Origin of the sequence: Arenibacter echinorum, from assembly GCF_003259375.1 — a bacterium.
GTDB classification, from domain to species: Bacteria; Bacteroidota; Bacteroidia; order Flavobacteriales; family Flavobacteriaceae; genus Arenibacter; species Arenibacter echinorum.
Genome location: NZ_QLLN01000003.1, coordinates 52,454 through 68,977, shown reverse-complemented (window position 1 = coordinate 68,977; position 16,524 = coordinate 52,454). Strand labels below are relative to the sequence as shown.

The following is a 16,524-nucleotide window of genomic DNA, read 5'->3' as shown; positions in this document are numbered from 1 at the left end:
ACAAGAATTCCCAAGCTGCCTTAGAATCCTTGTTGGAAAAATTTCAGCGGCAATCAAAATATCACATAACACCTTTCCACAATTCAAGGATAGGAAAGCATTAATTTCATTACTTTTAATAGGGTAATCATTCTTTCCAAGATTTAACGATTACAGAGGAACTAGAAAATTAAAACGCTATGAAAAAAGTTGCGCAGACCTTATTCCTTATCTTGATTTTATTACAGTGGCATCCGGGAATTGCACAGGACAAAACCCCTAATGCGAACTATACCTATAAAAAAGGTGATCCCAGCGGTATTGGAAAATGGTATATGGGCAGGGAAATTGCCTATGTAATGGGGTATCAGGGAATGCAATGGTTAGACCGACCAGAGCGTGAAAAAGAGGAAAACACCTCTACCCTATTGCTGAATATGGCTATTGAACCGGAGGATAATATAGCCGATATTGGTGCCGGATCCGGTTACCATGTTTTTAAGATGGCAAAGTTGGCCGGGCGTGGGCTAATCTATGCCGTTGATATTCAGGATGAAATGTTGGAGGAGATCAATAATCGCAAAGAGCGGGACCAAATTAAAAATGTAAGGGTGATTAAAGGTGGTGAAAAAAATATAAACATAGCCGAAAATTCACTGGACAAGGTACTGATGGTCGATGTTTACCATGAATTTAATTATCCGGCAGAAATGTTGTTCTCAATTAAAAAAGCCCTAAAGGCCGATGGCAAACTGTTTTTAATTGAATACCGGGGTGAAGATGGGTCGGTGCCCATAAAAAAATTACACAAAATGACGGAAGCACAGGCCATCAAGGAAATGAAAGCTGCCGGGTTGAAACTTCACAGAAACATAGACAACCTACCATGGCAACATTGTATGATTTTTATTAAGAATTGAGTATTTAGCTAAGGTATATTCTACCACATTATCCTCTAGGCAATTGTCCAGATTGATAAAAACACTGTATTCGGATTTTTGCATCTTCCCAATATGACTGAATTTCCCAGCTTGAAAGGAATATCCATTTTAAATAATTGATTATCTTCAAGAGTTGGCAATAATTACAGAAAATGGCTAATAAAAAAAGGAACTTATTCAAACTAAGCCTGAATTGAAATACAAAGAATCACATACTCTAATTCTTAACAATATAGCTAGGTTTATTGATTTAACCGAGTTGGAAAAGCAAAAATACCTTTCATTACTTACGGAGATAAAAGTTAAAAAGAAGGCATTTTTAATGCAGGCAGGTGATGTTGCCAAATACGAGTACTTTATTACTAAAGGATGTCTAAAGGTTTATACATTGGATGAAGATGGTGCACCTCACATATCCATGTTTGCAGTAGAGGACTATTGGACCGGGGACATTGCAAGTTTTATGATGAAAAAACCAACACCTTATTTTATTAAGGCTACAGAGCACTCAGAATTATTGGGTATATCCAGGGCTAATTATGATCTACTTTTTCAAGAAATACCAAAATTCGAAAAGTTTTATCGCATTCTATATCAAAAATCACTTATAAGTTATATACAACGTTCCAACCATGGCATATCCTTGACCGCTGAGGAAAGATATATAGAGTTCAAAAGGAAATATCCTCAAATTGTGAATAGAATTACCCAAAAAGACCTTGCAGGCTATATCGGTATTACTCCAGAATTTATGAGTAAAATAATATCGAAAGTCAACAGAATGTAAAAGTCTTAAACTAGTTCATTTTTTTTCATGTGTTCCTATCGGAATTTTGAAGCATGAAAAGAATAATCATCATTACATCGTTTTTAACAATTGGGTTTGCAAACCACTTACAAGCACAATTTACTCAAGTTGAACTGTTTTCTGGTCTTGATAAAACAGATTTTACATTATACTCCAGTTATACAATTACTAAGAGCAAAACTCTTAGCATTAATACACTGGCCTTCTTTCAAAAATTCAAAGATGAAGAAAATCAAGGCTTCGATGAGATCGGAGTACAGCCAACGCTATTCTGGAATTTTAATAAGAATATTTCAATTGGTCCATCTTTATATTACAACAGTATAGCAGGGTATTCGGGACGTTTGTCAGCAAAGTTTGCACTAAAACATTCACGAGTAGTATTTGTAATTATTCCTACCATAGCCCATTCTGAGCAAACCAATGATAGCTATGCTGAAGCGTTTGCGCAGTTTCAGTTCAACACACCTATAAATCACAATCTATCTCTTTGGTTAAATGGACAGTTTTTAACTGTCTGGGACATGTTTAAAACGCATTCAAGAAGTTTTCAGCAATTACGTGCGGGTTTGTCTTATAAAGGGCACCAATTGGGTATTGGTCTCGACTTTGACCAGTATGGACCCAATCCTATAGAAAAATCATCTTTCGGTTTGTATTACCGAAAAACTTTATAAACAATTTTAAATCTTAAACATTATGAAACATTTAGCAAAAACACTTTTAACGACAAATCCAAAGATTGGATTTAGCATTGCAAGATTAACACTTGGTTTGGTAATATTTCCACATGGTGCACAAAAATTACTGGGACTGTTTGGTGGTTATGGTTATTCAGCAACAATGGAAACATTTACAACACAAATGGGATTGCCAGGAATTGTAGCGTTCTCAATAATAATGATTGAATTTTTTGGCTCTATGTCATTAATTCTAGGACTCTTGAGTAGGTTCTGGGCATTATCACTTACAGGAATGTTTATAGGTATCATTTATACAACGCAATTAGAACATGGCTTTTTTATGAACTGGTTTGGTAATCAAGCGGGTGAAGGCTACGAATATTCGCTTCTAATTATCGGTCTTGCATTAATCATAATATTAAATGGTAGCGGAAAGTGGTCAATAGATGGTCTAATCTCTAAAAAACAGTAATCATGAAAAAAATAATCACAATAGCGGGAAGTAACAGTCAAAAATCTATAAACAAAAGTTTAATCACCTATACCAATAGCTTATTAAAACATGTAGATATTATTTCAATTGACTTAAATGATTATGTACTGCCAATTTATGGTGCTGATTTTGAAGCTGAAAATGGCATTCCGACTGCAATAAAAAGACTAAACGAGTTATTTGATACTGCCGATGGATTTATAGTATCTCTCGCAGAACATAATGGGTCTTATGCAGCGGTATTTAAAAATATTATAGACTGGTTATCTCGTGTAAATATGAAAGTATGGAGAGAAAAGCCTATGCTGTTAATGGCAACCTCGCCAGGAGGAAGAGGTGGAGCAAGTGTATTAAAATCAGCAAATGCTTACTTCCCGTTTATGGGAGCTAGTATCACAGATACATTTTCACTGCCTTCATTCTATGATAATTTCAATAATGGAGAAATTAATGATGAAAGTTTGAAAGTGGACATTCATTCCAAGGTCAATAAATTTCAAACAATAATTAAATAAATACAATTATGCCACATTTTATAATAGACTGTTCCAAACAAATCATAGTACTGAAGTCACCAAAAGATATCATGCAAAACGTTTATGATACTGCAGATTTAACCATATTATTTCTACCTGAAGAAATAAAAGTAGGTATTAATCCTTTTCAATTTTACAATACAGGAAACACACAGAATAACTTCATCCATGTTTTTGCAAATATAATGGAAGGACGAAATACAGAACAAAAATCTAATCTGTCAAAACAAATTATATCAGTACTAAAAGCAATGTTTCCGGAAGTACCGATTATTTCAATAAATATTCGAGCTTTTGAAAAAGCCACGTATTGTAACAAGGAAATGGTTTAAAACTAATTAAGTAAACTACCTAGGGGCAAGCCTGCCTGACCGACAAAGGCAGGCCTGTCTACCGACAAAGGCAGGCCCGCGAAGCATTGAAAGAACCCTTATTTTAGAATATCGATCCCAATGAATAAAATAGGTGTAGCAGTAATTTGAGTGTTCACAGCTTTAGGATTTTAGCTATAATTTAAAGATACTCGTCTTACTGATTTTTCATCAATGCTATTCTTTTTTATTTCGTAATTTACTTACCGAAATGTATCGCATATAAATTCAGTACTACTCATACACAAGCTCATTAACAACAATATATGTTACATATAAATTAACCCATACTAAAACACAGTAAAATGAAACGGACAATTACTTCTATGATATTGATATTTTTAACCTTTAACAGCTTTGCGAATAGTACAGCACAACCGATTATGGCCAACCCATTTACGGGGATGTGGGGGCTTGATGTTGAAGGCGGGGGTGCCGGCTGGCTGAACGTACACGAAGATCAAGGGTTTTTGGATGCCGAACTACTGTGGATAGGCGGTAGTGTAGTTCCTGTGTCCAACGTTTATTTATTGGACGAAAATACGTTGATTGTTACCCGAACCAATCAGGTCAAAAGAAGTTCTGATCGCAGTCATACCATAACCTATACTTTGGAAGTTAAAAAAGTTGGTGATGCCTTGGAAGGTACCATGAGTAGCCCCAATAGGGATGGAAGCGGGGTGTCCATCAAAAATTTTAACGGAAAACGTATGCCGCCCATGCCTAGCACACCGGATCTGTCCAAGCTGAAATATGAAAAACCGATTAAATTGTTCAATGGGAAGGATTTAAGTGGTTGGAAATTAATCGATCCGAACAAGGCCAACGGATTTAAAGTATTGGATGGTATGCTTATGAACGATCCAGTTCAACCAGAAGATGGCGAACATATTTCCTATGGCAACATTCGTACGCTAGAGGAATTTAAGGATTTCAACCTAAAACTGGAAGTCAATGTACCCGAAGGAAACAATAGTGGGGTCTACCTACGCGGACTTTATGAAATCCAGGTAGTGGATTCCTATGGCAAGGAGTTGGATAGCCATAATATGGGTGCCTTATACAGCCGTATTACCCCTAGTGAGGCCGCCGAAAAACCTGCAGGGGAATGGCAGACTTTTGATATAACTTTGGTAGACCGACATGTGACGGTAATCTTTAACGGTAAAAAAATAATTGACAATCAACCTGTTTGGGGACCTACCGGGGGAGCTATTTCAGCAGATGTATTGAGTCCCGGGCCCATCTACCTGCAAGGAGATCACGGCAATGTGGCCTATCGCAATATTGTTTTGACCCCTATCAAATAATCAAAAAAAAAGGCCTCCTTAAAATGGGAGGCCTTAATTTTTATTTTTCCATTTTCAAGACGGCAAATTTTCCTTTATTCCAACCGTGTACAAGAAGGTACAATTGCTTTGATCCGTTTTCTGTAACAATGTGCGGCCAAACCTGATGGATATTTGTTAGGACTGGAATATCCAAATCACCGGCAACAATGGTAGAAAGTAACTTTTCACCTGTATGCACATAGATTGGTGCAGATTTTTGTTCCCCAATTGCGGACAAAGCATTAAGGAAGTAATGCTCTGATTTATAGGAAACATTACATACCAAACTCCCTTCTGGAATGTCATTAAAAGTTTCGATAAACTTACCTTTCTTGGTAAATTTTACTACCTGTCCTGCTGCCCTATTGGCCACTAGGATATGATTTTCGTGGGCATAGATACCATGTGCTGTCTGGAACTGACCGGGGTTATCGCCTTTTCCTCCCCAGGCAAGTTTTCCCCAAGCCCAAACACCATTCTTTTCTTTTATCGTCATTACAAAATCCCCCGCGGAATAACCATGGGCTACATATAAGGTGCCATTAAGGTAGGTTACATCTGTTACCCCAAAATTACTATCCTTTGATCCGAAAAATTCATTGGCTTCGGCAAACTTGAATTCATTACCGGTAGGCTTCAAAACTTCACTTACGATTGTTCCGTCCAAGGTAAGTACAAGAACTCTTTTGCCTTCCTGAGCTACCGCAAGGTATTTTTTTCCCTTATGAACAAAGAAAACAATACCGTGAATATTATCCTTTAAGCGCTGATCGGTACCCAAGGTGGACCATTTTGTAAGATCGGGGCTTATGGCACACAGTCCGTATCCCGGTATCCCGGTATAAACGATTCCTGTTTCAGGGTCTTCATTAAATCCACCATGCATTCCAGGTTCAAATTCGTGGGCATCTTTTGGAAAGGCCGCAGTTAATTCCTGGTCCCAGGAAAAAATAAATTCACCTTGACCCGTTAACAGTTTTGCCTGCTTAGGAATGTCATCTGAATCCATAGGGTCATGTGGGTGGTGATGGGCTACATCATTATGTTCATGTGCATGATGTGTATGATCTTGCGAATGTTGGTTGTTTTGTGCCAATAAGGTGGATGATAATCCCAAAGTAGAAGCAATCGACAATACGACTAGTGTAGTTTTTTTAAACATGGATGGTCCTTTATTAATTTTTTTGGAAAGTTAATCAATCCTCAGTAATTATTCAACCATATAAATTATCTTCTATTTTCTGCAGAACAAATTAAATGGTTAAATATTTTCTTCAAAAAAAATCAAACTACGTAACTAGTTACAGAAAATTATTTACATTTGCGTAACCAGTTACTTAATTAAAATATCATGAACGACTTTTTAACGGAAATGGAATATGTTGGACTAACCAGTAGGCTAAAACGATTAAGTGATTCCCTACTCTATAGTACCAAGGAATTATACAAATCGGAAGGACTGGATATTGAACCCAATTGGAACTTGATCTTTATTCTCTTGCAAGAAAACGAGACTATGACCATAACACAAATATCGGAAACACTACAATTCTCACATCCGGCCGTGGTAAAAATTATTAATAAAATGAAAAAAAACGGACATGTAGAGACCAGGACTGATACTGATGATAAAAGAAAGCAGATATTAACCCTAACAGAAAAAGCCCATAAGCAATTACCTGTTTTTGAGAAATATTGGACCGCAGGAAGACAGACCGTCATGGATCTGCTTGCAGACAGTCCCAATTTTTTGGAGGAATTCCTAAAGATTGAAGAAAAAGTGAACCAAAGCGATTACAAGGAAAGAACCTTAAAAAATTTAAAAAATGACGAACTTAGTAATTGAGAGCATTGGCTATGTTGCCATCCTTACCGGTTTCTTTGCCATTACCAAAAAGGATATGGGCAAATTCCGCCTTTGGCATTTGATTTCCAGTTTTTTCTACATTATTTATGGTGCTATGTTAAATTCCGTGCCCCTTGTCATTGCCGGAATAGTTTTCTGCATAATACATGTTTATCATTTAATTAAAATGTACGATTCCAACAAGGGGCCAAAACTTAAAACTTAATGGCATTGGTCCAAACCATTTTCTTTGGTATCCAATGCCATTTCCAAATCTAACTTAAATTACTTTTAGCTCCTTCCCTACTTTGGTAAAGGCCTCCACTGCCTTTTCCAAATGGTGTTGTTCATGGGCCGCGGACAACTGCACCCTAATTCTGGCTTTCCCTTTTGGAACCACCGGATAGAAAAAACCGATCACATAAATGCCCTCCGCCAACAATTTGGCGGCAAACTCTTGGGCCAAGGGAGCTTCATAAAGCATTACCGGAACTATAGGGTGATCACCAGGTACTATATCGAAACCGGCTGCGGTCATGGCAGACCGGAAATATTTAGTATTTGTCTCCAACTTATCCCTAAGCGCCGTAGAAGAAGAAAGAAGGTCCAATACTTTTATGGAAGCACCAACGATAGATGGTGCCAAAGTGTTGGAAAACAAATAGGGCCTGGAACGCTGTCTCAGCATATCCACAATTTCTTTTCTCGCCGCTGTAAAGCCTCCTGAAGCACCCCCAAGAGCTTTACCATAAGTCCCGGTAATGATATCTATCCTTCCCATTACATTTCTATATTCATGGGAACCACGGCCGGTGGCTCCTAAAAAACCGGTGGAGTGACATTCGTCTATCATTACCATGGCCTCATATTTATCCGCCAAATCGCAGATTTTATCCAATTGTGCAATGGTTCCGTCCATTGAAAAGGAACCGTCGGTCACGATCAATATTCTTCGGGAACCTTGGGCTGCTTTCAATTGCTCCTCCAAGTCCTCCATGGAATTATGCTCATACCTAAATCGTTTCGCCTTGCACAGCCTTATCCCATCTATGATAGAAGCGTGGTTCAGTGCATCGGAAATAATGGCGTCTTCAGGACCAAGAATGGGTTCGAACAATCCACCGTTGGCATCAAATGCAGCGGCGTACAAGATACAATCCTCCATTCCCAAAAACTCGGCTGTCTTGCGTTCCAATTCTTTATGGATATCCTGTGTACCGCAAATAAAACGAACTGAAGATAGGCCATAACCATGGGTATCAATAGCCTCCTTCCCAGCCTTTATGACCTCTGGATGGGCAGAAAGCCCCAAGTAATTGTTGGCACAAAAATTCAGGACCCCCTTGGTATTGGTGGTTTGAATCTCCGCCCCCTGGGGAGTCGTAATTATTCTTTCCTCCTTATATAGTCCTTCGGCTTTAATAGCGTCAAGCTCTTTCTGTAATTCGTTTTTTATTGTTGAATACATGTCTGTTTTTTATTTTTTAGTGCCCAACCTAGGTCTAGGCATTCTGTTTTGTTTAAATAGCCCTAACGGATCTATTCATGCGGTATGTACTGTTCTTTTAGTTTTTCAATCATGGTGCTTACGATCATTTCCAGATCGTATTTCGGTTTCCATCCCCAATCCAAGGTTGCCTCGACGTCGTTTATGGATTTTGGCCAACGGGCAGCAATGTCCTGCCTGAAATCCGGCTCATATTTTACCTTGAACTCTGGATAGTAATTACGGATTTCCGCTACAATATCCTCTGGAGAAAAACTACTTCCGGCAAGATTATAAGACGTTCTTATCTTAATGTTCTTTTTAGGTGCCTTCATTAATTCCAAAGTAGCCCTGATAGCATCATCCATAAAAATCATGGGCAGGGTAGTATCTTCATTTAGAAAACAAACAAATTCCTCTTCCAATACCGCCTTGTGAAAAATTTCCACCGCGTAATCCGTGGTACCACCACCAGGCAAAGATTGATGACCTATAACGCCGGGATAACGAAGAGACCTAACATCCAGGCCATATCTTAGAAAATAATACTGTGCCCATTGTTCTCCTGCGGCCTTACTCATTCCGTACACTGTTGCAGGGTTGAGGTATGCATAATTGGGCGTGTTTACCCAAGGCGCGTCTTCTCCAAAAACGGCAATGGAACTTGGAAAGAACACCTTGTCCAACTCATGGATTCTGGCTACTTCCAATACATTGAACAGCATCCTCATATTTAGATCCCAAGTCGCCAACGGGTTTGCTTCTCCCTTGGCCGACAAAATTGCCGCCAAATGATAAATTTGGGTAATCCCGTATTTGGAAACCACATCGCTAAGTTGCATTCTATTGGTGGCATCCAAGACTTCAAATGTTCCCATGAAATCATGGGATTTCTTTATATCCGATGCTATCACATTGTCCAAACCATGATGGTGTTGTAACTCTTTTACAAGTACAGTTCCCAATTGCCCATTGGCGCCTATTACTAGAACTTTTGCTTTCATAACGTACCGTTTTTTCCTTATTGACGAAAGTGTTAATTACTATCAAAATTACTAAATACGTCACCCAAAATTAAATAACTCAAATAATTAAGTAATTATCCCTGAATTATAACAGTTCAAAAGTTTTATTTACTTTTATCAATATAAAAATGTAAATTTTAAAGTAATTTTTCTGACCACTATGGAGCAATTAGATCAAACCGATATAACCATTCTAAGGATTTTGCAAAAAGATTCCAAAAAAACGGCCAAGGAAATCGCTGCAATCCTCAATCTCACCCCCTCCCCTGTTTACGAGAGAGTTCGAAGACTGGAAAAACAAGGGGTTATTAAAAAATACGTTGCCATTCTTGACAAAAAGCAAATAGACCGCTCTATAACCGTTATATGCCAAGTATCCATGCGGTATCATAACGAGGCCTTTATTGAGAAGTTTGAGGCACAGGTTCAGAGTTTGGAGGAGGTGCAGGAATGTTACCATTTAGCCGGACAGGTAGATTTTATATTGAAAATCCATACCAAAAGTCTAGAGGAATATCATGACTTTGTAAAGACCAAGCTCTCCAAAATTGAAAACATTGGCGTACTCAACAGTACGTTTGTCTTGAAGGAAATAAAACATTCTTCGGAATATTACATATAAATCCCACTGCTTTTCTAAATTTGTTTTAATACCGAAATTCAACATTTAAGCTGCCGTTTTGCTGAAACCGACCATTACCTTTTATTAAATATTATGAAAATAGTAAGAACCGATATGGAGCTGGAAACTCCATTTGTAGACCAAACACTTAGAGAAAAGGGACATGATCTGGTTTTGCTCCCAGATGGGGTATCAGAAGAAATCTTAATGAAAGAATTGGAGGATTGCGACATCCTTTTAATGTGTTATACCCCTATTACAAAAAATGTCTTAGATGCGGCAAAAAAACTCAAAGCAATAGTTAAATATGGGGTAGGAATAGATGCCATAGATATTCCGGCCGCCAACACTCAGGGCATAGTAGTAGTCAATATTCCGGAATACGCAGAGGAGACCGTCGCAGAAGGGGCATTTGCCATGCTCATTGCGCTGGCCAAAAAGCTGCCAACGCTACAAAAGCAAATGAACAGCAAAGCTTGGATATGGCCAAGTAGCGAGTGGCTGGGACACGATATTGCCGGAAAAACGCTTGGCATAATTGGTTGTGGTAAAATAGGAAGTAGCATGGCGAGGATGGCAGGCTTGGGATTTAGAGCAAGAGTTATTGGTTACGACCCCAGCAAGACAAAGGAGGAATTGGCAAAAAAGGGGATTCAGAAATATGATGACCTCGCAGAAATGATCAAGGAGTGCGATTTTATTTCCCTTCATGCCGTTTTGAACAAAGAAACCAAACACCTCTTAGGCGCCAAGGAATTTGCATTGATGAAAGAAAATGCAATAATCATTAATTCTGCCCGAGGTGCCTTGATAGATGAATTGGCACTCTTGAATGCTTTGGAGAAAAAGCAAATTGCCGGGGCTGGCCTTGATGTCTACAGCCAGGAGCCATTGAACAAAACGGACCATCCGTTAAAAAAGCTTTATGAAATGGATAATGTGATGCTACTGCCCCACTTAACTTTTTACACCCATGAAGCCATGCATAGGCTTGAATTGGAGACCATGGAGAGAATTACAGAGGTAATGGAAAATAGGCCAGTTACCATTAAATCTAAAGACCCGCGACTTCAAAATCAGAAATAGGGTTCTCGTTTACCTACAAACTAAATTGGTGCGTAATCCAATTCCAAAAATTTCTCTACGTACTTGGCCCAATAAGTAGTTACAAACCTGGTGTGGTCCGGATGTGCATTATAGGCCTCATAAGCCGTCATGTTTTCAAATTCCATTGACAAACAATAATCAAAATCGTTCTTCTTCCCTATTTGTCGCAAGGATTGAAAATTAAGAACTCCGGGTATCATGGCCAATTCAGCCACTGCAGAAAGAAACTCTTTTTCTTCAGGCGAGCCTTTAGGGTATTTTAACTTTAGAACTACGGTGTGTTGAATCATAAACTAGAATTTAGATTTATATGTAAATGAATTTAAGCCGCTAATACACTACCATCCTTTTGTTATCCTCTAATTCAATATCAATGCCTTTTATAAGCTGATTGCCTTGATATTTAGTAGGTTCGGACTGGTCATAATCCAGCAATGTATATTCCCGATCTTTATCTGCCGTAAACCACTCGGGAAATTGATTGATTCTGGCCCAATCCATAGGCAACTTCAAATTCTCCTTATGTCTAGGTTTATCAAAATATAGCTTTCCTTTCCAGGGTAGTTCAGATTTGATAGAGATCAACAAAGAATCCCCTTTTTGCTCCGCTCCAAGTAACAGGTCATCTCTCCAAGGCTTTACATACAAACCCTTACTTTTCCATAAATTATACATAATGGAAGTTCGCGCAAAGTTGCCATCGCCATGCCAGCCTTCTATAATTCCATTTTCCTGCTGCATGGCCCACATTACTTTTATTTCACTGTCCATCCATTTGGCAACGGCAGCATCCGGAATCCGGTTATACAAATTTAGGGCTCCTTCAATGGCATCCGCATACCCATCGGCGCTGCCATTTTCCCAGTCAAAGTTGGTATACTTGTTTAAATTGGAATATATTTTCAATATGGCTCCCTTATATTTCGGATCCTTATCCAATAAATAAACGGCATAAAATCCGTTAAGGGTATATCCCCAATTATCGGCAGGACGTTCTTGTACAATTTCTCCTGTTTGGGGATTTATGGCGTCATAAAATAATCCATCCCCATTTCTACCAACTTCCAAAATCCTGTCCATCATCTCATGCAACGGCTTTCTGTAGGCTTCCCTTTTTTTTGGCCTGGCAAAGCTTGTAGACACATACAATTCACATAAGCCCGATATTAACTCACACCCATGATCTCGCAGCCTAAGGTATTGCAAATCCTTTGTGGGGTGGTGGTCGCCCAATAGATAATAATCCCCAATCGTTATAGCCCAGTCCAAAAACTTTTCATCGCCGGTCATCCAGTATATTCGTGAAAGGGTCTGTAGCAATTCGCCGTTCACTTCTTCCCGCGTTGCATTGGAACCATCCCTAGATATCCCATCGGCAACATTTATTTCATTCTTCATGTCGTACAGCATCTCCATCATTCTATCCGACCATGGACTATTTCCCAACCATTCTGTTAGGGGCAGCAAGCCATCCTTGATATATTCCGAAGTCCCAAAAATAATTTCGGCCATATCCAATTTTTCATTTTGAAAATCCTTTTTAGAAAAGGAATAGGTATCGGGAAGGCTGTTAACCCTGGAAGTGAGTTTTTTTTCGGCATGTAACATATCCAACATTGTCCCATCAAATAAAGCCTGATCAGTAAAAAAAGAAGTGAGTACCATAAATGGATAATTATCGGCGGCAGCATCTTTGGCATTCCATATGTCCATTTCTGCTTCAAGGTTTCTTGGAATTAGGCCCGATTCGGGATCGGCCTCCTGTAACCAACCATGAACAAAGTCTTCACTCCTAACAAAACCCTCATTGGCTAAAACGGCATTCTCATTTGCTTTGGCAAATAGAAGGCTATCCTCTGCGGACATCTGCATAACGGGATGAGCATCTTTGCAGGCTACTATACTCAAAATTCCTAGAGTAAGAAGAAAATTTATTTTCATGATACTTATGGTTATTATAAGGATAACCCGTTAAAGGTCCGTAATAAACTCATTTATTAAATCCGTCGCTTCCCTCCGAGAATTAATCTTTTCAACAGAAAAGTTATTTGCTTTGTTCATGGATCCATAATGTTCCTTTACAAAATCATAGGTCTGCGGGTACTCAGAATCCATGGCATCGCCATCGGTCTCTTGAACCAACATTAATTTATTTGGGGCAAAGGCAGCCGACAAGTCTGGTAGGTCGTAATGTGGTAAGGCGCCGGCAACGGTAAAAGGTATATGGGCAGGGTTGTAGTCTTTGTTGGAAACAACGTATTGGAAAGAAAGCATTGGATCCAAAAACAACATCCTTGAAAATTCCACCCCCGAAACAGCAGCGTGCAATAGACTGGAATTAAAGCCCCCTTTAGATATTCCCATAAATTCTTTATCGTCCAATTTCAAATTCGTTTTACACACTTCCAGCAGCGTTTCTATGGCCTCCACATGCAAGGCAATCGTACTTTTCCCGTTCAATATCCCTGCAAACCATTGATTGTAGGAGGTATTTTCAAAATAGGCATCACCTTTTAAATACCCGGGTCCCAATTCACCGTAGCCTGGCATATCAGGGACAATTACGGTAACACCTTTTTTAACTAGGTGGATTGGCACGGAATAGGCTTCATCCGACTTCTTATCCGCTATATTATCAAGATATAGAGCGGATAGCTTGGTGGCTTGTTTGGGCACAAAGGCCACAAAAGGAATAATGTTGTCCCCGGGCTGTTCTATCAAATACTTATTGAGGTAATATGTTTCAAATTCTGTCTTTCCGGAAAAAATCAATTTGCCTTTCGTTGCACCTTGGGTATAGCCCGAAATTTGCTGTACTTTTTGTTTTAGGTCTATTAAATGCTGGTCCATATTCTTTCTATCCCCATTCAGTACCTCCATATTCTTGTTGGCCACGTCGCTATTCACGTCGAACAAAAATTTACTCCCTACCGATGTTGAAAGTTGACCCGTTTCCGTAACATACAATTCCTCTACCGGAAAAATAACCACTTCCTCATCCTTGGAATCTCCAGGATTGTCCAAATGCTTTTGAAAAAAAGCATACATGGCTTCCCTATTTTTCAGGGTAGATTGATGTCCCGCATTGTCCTCCACCATCATCATATTTTCTTCCTTGCCAAATGCTTTATACGCCAACTGTGTCTCCTTATAGGTATCCCGCGCCCCTTGAATACTAAATATATCAAGTGTTGTGGTGATCATCAGAGTTGGTTTGGGTGCCCTCACTTCCAAAAGATCGGCATGGTCCAAACCAAGTTGAATACCTTTTGGAAAGTTCTGCTCCGCATCCTGAGGCCCCCCAGATTTTAATTGATATTCCAGGGTGGTAATATAGCATTCCGGGGCAGAAGCTTTGATTCGATCATCAAAGGCGGCAATGTGGGAAGACTGTGTGCCCCCACCTGACCTGCCAGTAATACCAATCCGGTCTGGATCTACTTCTTTACGTGTAAGCAAATAATCCACTGCCCTAATGCCGTCCCATATCATATATTTAGCAGTGGAGGCTCCATTTATAAAAAGCTGTGCCCCCGGATAGGAATGTTCGCGGGTAGGACTAAAACGCGATTTCCCTTCCTTTTCATCAAAATATTGCAATCTTTCCCCTTGCCCATAGGGGTCAAATGCAAACACGGCAAAGCCTTTTTTTACCAGGTTCAAAATCACATGTTGATAGACATCACTTCTGAATCCCAAATCGCTATGTCCACTGCAATAAATAATAGTGGGCAGGTTTCTTTTTTTTCCTTGGGGAATAAAAAATGCAGCCGTAACCTTTACACCCGGCATGGATTCAAAATACATCTTTTCAACGCTATACCCCTCTTTTTTAATTCGTTTGGTAACAACCGGATTTAGGTTAGTCTTTGGAGGAAAAGGCCCTACAGACTGCATCAATTTATTTTTTACCAATTGCTGCCTTTCAGTCCAATCTTCTTGGGTACGCAGCATTGAAATGGATTCCTTTCTTTTGTCCATACTTTCAAAAGAAAGTTCAGCTTGCTGTTTGTAAAGTAAATTTTCGGCATCGGAATAATACTTCCAAAAATCCAAGACGGAATAATTGGTTTGGGACCAACCCAGGCAGGGAGCTAATAAAAACATTAGAAATACTACAAGGCTAAGGGCTTGATGTTTAAATCTTTTGAACATAATCGGATTTTGGATAAAAAAGTGAAAAAATCAGTTCCAAGATAGAAATTTAATCGTTTAAACTATAAAAATTGCCCATATTTACAATTCAAAGCAGTAGGCTAAAGGCCACATCTGTTGAAATTAAATTTGCATATCTTGGTTTTACTTTTGCTTATGGCAATAGTAATCTGTAACCAGCTAAAAGGTTTATAATAATTAAATTGATATTGCTTTGAACACACTAGTTCTATTTTTTAGGTTTTTTTTAATGGCCAATCTGTTCCTTTACTCAATGTTGGGTTTGGGGCAACAAGTAGAAGATGTACCCCAAGCTTTTGACGCCCTAAGTTCGGAACCGGAAGTGATACTCATCAATAATAAAGTTAAAGTCCCTCACCGCCAGGGTCATTTTCAGGGGGTGCAACACATCAATAAAAACGGGACCGAAAAAATTCTTATTTCTGGGAGTTCCAGATCCCAGGCCTACGTTTTACAGATAGACCTGACAACGCTAAAATCAGAAACCCTAATTCCCTTAATGAAAGATCCGTACCGACATGCCGGGGGAATTCAGGTTAGCGAACCTTATTTAATTGTGGGGATAGAAGACAATATTATAAAAACCACTTCTAAAGTCTGCCTATACAATTACCAAGGTAATGAATTGCACAAGGCCCAATCCAGCATCACCCTAAACCGGGAAGGTGAGGCCAAGCGACACACTGCTGGAGCAACGGGCTTACTAGCCATGGAAGAAGGGTATTTAGCGGTAGTGGCAAATTGGGACTCCCGCAATTGGGACTTCTACCACATAGAACCGGAAAAAGGGAAACAGGAATTACTTTATAGTTTTGAGGCTCCACAAGATTGGGGCAGTTATCAATCCATCAATCTTATTAAGGATGCATCCGCCATCTATGCCATTGGATTTTATAAAAAAGATATGATTGGGACTGCCGATTTGATCCTGGTCAGTAAACTGGGGTACTTTGAGCCCATCTTGGAAAAAATTCGAACAAAAACTTTTAACTGTAACAATGGGGTCGATTTTAATTCGGCCGTAGGACTACAAGTAGACAACAAAGGAAAGCTTCATATATGGGGGACCCAAGCAGATCCAGCCAAGGAAATTGCCATAAACAAATTTAGTCAGCCGTAA

At 39.1% G+C, this 16,524-nt stretch carries 18 protein-coding genes; 12 read left to right on the top strand and 6 right to left on the bottom strand.

What is annotated here, in order from left to right; genetic code table 11:
- Positions 1-179 precede the first annotated feature (179 nt).
- From LV92_RS07525 to LV92_RS07495, 7 genes are all read left to right on the top strand, one after another.
- The gene (locus tag LV92_RS07525) at positions 180-899 is read left to right on the top strand and encodes a class I SAM-dependent methyltransferase (protein ID WP_111623050.1); all 720 of its coding nucleotides are present in this window, start codon (positions 180-182) and stop codon (positions 897-899) included.
- Between the two features lie 214 nt (positions 900-1,113).
- Positions 1,114-1,707, top strand: a complete 594-nt coding sequence (locus LV92_RS07520) for a Crp/Fnr family transcriptional regulator (RefSeq protein WP_111623049.1) — start codon at positions 1,114-1,116, stop codon at positions 1,705-1,707.
- Between the two features lie 53 nt (positions 1,708-1,760).
- Entirely contained in the window at positions 1,761-2,405 is a 645-nt protein-coding gene (locus LV92_RS07515) for a hypothetical protein (RefSeq protein WP_111623048.1), read from the top strand.
- Positions 2,406-2,427: 22 nt separating this feature from the next.
- Positions 2,428-2,883, top strand: a complete 456-nt coding sequence (locus LV92_RS07510) for a DoxX family protein (protein WP_111623047.1) — start codon at positions 2,428-2,430, stop codon at positions 2,881-2,883.
- A gap of 2 nt (positions 2,884-2,885) precedes the next feature.
- Positions 2,886-3,419: an NADPH-dependent FMN reductase gene (locus tag LV92_RS07505; RefSeq protein ID WP_111623046.1), complete on the top strand. Its 534-nt coding sequence runs from the start codon at positions 2,886-2,888 to the stop codon at positions 3,417-3,419.
- Between the two features lie 8 nt (positions 3,420-3,427).
- Positions 3,428-3,772, top strand: coding sequence for a 5-carboxymethyl-2-hydroxymuconate Delta-isomerase (locus tag LV92_RS07500; protein WP_111623045.1), 345 nt, complete (start codon positions 3,428-3,430; stop codon positions 3,770-3,772).
- 344 nt (positions 3,773-4,116) lie between these two features.
- Entirely contained in the window at positions 4,117-5,121 is a 1,005-nt protein-coding gene (locus LV92_RS07495; RefSeq protein WP_111623044.1) for a 3-keto-disaccharide hydrolase, read from the top strand.
- Between the two features lie 40 nt (positions 5,122-5,161).
- On the opposite strand, the gene LV92_RS07490 is transcribed toward LV92_RS07495, so the two are convergent.
- On the bottom strand, positions 5,162-6,304 hold the full coding sequence (locus LV92_RS07490) for an NHL repeat-containing protein (RefSeq protein ID WP_111623043.1): 1,143 nt from the start codon (positions 6,302-6,304) through the stop codon (positions 5,162-5,164).
- Positions 6,305-6,493: 189 nt separating this feature from the next.
- Here LV92_RS07490 and LV92_RS07485 point away from each other — a divergent pair, with 189 nt between their 5' ends.
- Both LV92_RS07485 and LV92_RS07480 read left to right on the top strand, forming a co-directional pair.
- Positions 6,494-6,988: a MarR family winged helix-turn-helix transcriptional regulator gene (locus tag LV92_RS07485; RefSeq protein WP_111623042.1), complete on the top strand. Its 495-nt coding sequence runs from the start codon at positions 6,494-6,496 to the stop codon at positions 6,986-6,988.
- A complete protein-coding gene (locus LV92_RS07480; RefSeq protein ID WP_111623041.1) occupies positions 6,969-7,214 on the top strand; it encodes a YgjV family protein in 246 nt (81 codons plus the stop codon). The genes LV92_RS07485 and LV92_RS07480 overlap by 20 nt, the downstream gene beginning before the upstream one ends.
- A gap of 54 nt (positions 7,215-7,268) precedes the next feature.
- On the opposite strand, the gene kbl is transcribed toward LV92_RS07480, so the two are convergent.
- Entirely contained in the window at positions 7,269-8,456 is a 1,188-nt protein-coding gene (kbl, locus tag LV92_RS07475) for a glycine C-acetyltransferase (RefSeq protein WP_111623040.1), read from the bottom strand.
- Positions 8,457-8,527: 71 nt separating this feature from the next.
- The gene (locus LV92_RS07470; protein WP_111623039.1) at positions 8,528-9,478 is read right to left on the bottom strand and encodes an NAD-dependent epimerase/dehydratase family protein; all 951 of its coding nucleotides are present in this window, start codon (positions 9,476-9,478) and stop codon (positions 8,528-8,530) included.
- Between the two features lie 181 nt (positions 9,479-9,659).
- On the opposite strand from LV92_RS07470, the gene LV92_RS07465 reads away from it, so the two are divergent.
- Positions 9,660-10,121, top strand: coding sequence for an Lrp/AsnC family transcriptional regulator (locus LV92_RS07465; protein WP_111623038.1), 462 nt, complete (start codon positions 9,660-9,662; stop codon positions 10,119-10,121).
- Between the two features lie 93 nt (positions 10,122-10,214).
- Positions 10,215-11,207 carry a 2-hydroxyacid dehydrogenase gene (locus LV92_RS07460; protein ID WP_111623037.1) on the top strand — a complete coding sequence of 331 codons (993 nt, stop codon included), beginning with the start codon at positions 10,215-10,217 and terminating at the stop codon, positions 11,205-11,207.
- 20 nt (positions 11,208-11,227) lie between these two features.
- Here LV92_RS07460 and LV92_RS07455 read toward each other — a convergent pair whose 3' ends face one another.
- From LV92_RS07455 to LV92_RS07445, 3 genes are read right to left on the bottom strand one after another with little or no spacing between them, the layout of a single operon-like run.
- Positions 11,228-11,518 (bottom strand): Dabb family protein, encoded by a 291-nt coding sequence (locus LV92_RS07455; RefSeq protein ID WP_111623036.1) that lies wholly within the window; start codon positions 11,516-11,518, stop codon positions 11,228-11,230.
- Positions 11,519-11,558: 40 nt separating this feature from the next.
- Positions 11,559-13,169 (bottom strand): hypothetical protein, encoded by a 1,611-nt coding sequence (locus tag LV92_RS07450; protein WP_211322944.1) that lies wholly within the window; start codon positions 13,167-13,169, stop codon positions 11,559-11,561.
- A gap of 30 nt (positions 13,170-13,199) precedes the next feature.
- Entirely contained in the window at positions 13,200-15,383 is a 2,184-nt protein-coding gene (locus tag LV92_RS07445; protein WP_111623035.1) for an alpha/beta hydrolase family protein, read from the bottom strand.
- Positions 15,384-15,597: 214 nt separating this feature from the next.
- Here LV92_RS07445 and LV92_RS07440 point away from each other — a divergent pair, with 214 nt between their 5' ends.
- Complete coding sequence (locus LV92_RS07440; RefSeq protein WP_146613521.1) at positions 15,598-16,524, top strand: hypothetical protein; 927 nt, start codon at positions 15,598-15,600, stop codon at positions 16,522-16,524.

Excerpts from the sequence above, each read along its gene's own strand:
- LV92_RS07510 (WP_111623047.1), top strand. The coding sequence starts at position 2,428 with ATGAAACATTTAGCAAAAACACTTTTAACGACAAATCCAAAGATTGGA.
- LV92_RS07515 (WP_111623048.1), top strand. The coding sequence starts at position 1,761 with ATGAAAAGAATAATCATCATTACATCGTTTTTAACAATTGGGTTTGCA.
- LV92_RS07500 (WP_111623045.1), top strand. The coding sequence starts at position 3,428 with ATGCCACATTTTATAATAGACTGTTCCAAACAAATCATAGTACTGAAG.
- kbl (WP_111623040.1), bottom strand. The coding sequence starts at position 8,456 with ATGTATTCAACAATAAAAAACGAATTACAGAAAGAGCTTGACGCTATT.
- LV92_RS07480 (WP_111623041.1), top strand. The coding sequence starts at position 6,969 with ATGACGAACTTAGTAATTGAGAGCATTGGCTATGTTGCCATCCTTACC.
- LV92_RS07445 (WP_111623035.1), bottom strand. The coding sequence starts at position 15,383 with ATGTTCAAAAGATTTAAACATCAAGCCCTTAGCCTTGTAGTATTTCTA.
- LV92_RS07455 (WP_111623036.1), bottom strand. The coding sequence starts at position 11,518 with ATGATTCAACACACCGTAGTTCTAAAGTTAAAATACCCTAAAGGCTCG.
- LV92_RS07460 (WP_111623037.1), top strand. The coding sequence starts at position 10,215 with ATGAAAATAGTAAGAACCGATATGGAGCTGGAAACTCCATTTGTAGAC.
- LV92_RS07470 (WP_111623039.1), bottom strand. The coding sequence starts at position 9,478 with ATGAAAGCAAAAGTTCTAGTAATAGGCGCCAATGGGCAATTGGGAACT.
- LV92_RS07465 (WP_111623038.1), top strand. The coding sequence starts at position 9,660 with ATGGAGCAATTAGATCAAACCGATATAACCATTCTAAGGATTTTGCAA.
- LV92_RS07505 (WP_111623046.1), top strand. The coding sequence starts at position 2,886 with ATGAAAAAAATAATCACAATAGCGGGAAGTAACAGTCAAAAATCTATA.
- LV92_RS07525 (WP_111623050.1), top strand. The coding sequence starts at position 180 with ATGAAAAAAGTTGCGCAGACCTTATTCCTTATCTTGATTTTATTACAG.
- LV92_RS07450 (WP_211322944.1), bottom strand. The coding sequence starts at position 13,169 with ATGAAAATAAATTTTCTTCTTACTCTAGGAATTTTGAGTATAGTAGCC.
- LV92_RS07495 (WP_111623044.1), top strand. The coding sequence starts at position 4,117 with ATGAAACGGACAATTACTTCTATGATATTGATATTTTTAACCTTTAAC.
- LV92_RS07490 (WP_111623043.1), bottom strand. The coding sequence starts at position 6,304 with ATGTTTAAAAAAACTACACTAGTCGTATTGTCGATTGCTTCTACTTTG.
- LV92_RS07485 (WP_111623042.1), top strand. The coding sequence starts at position 6,494 with ATGAACGACTTTTTAACGGAAATGGAATATGTTGGACTAACCAGTAGG.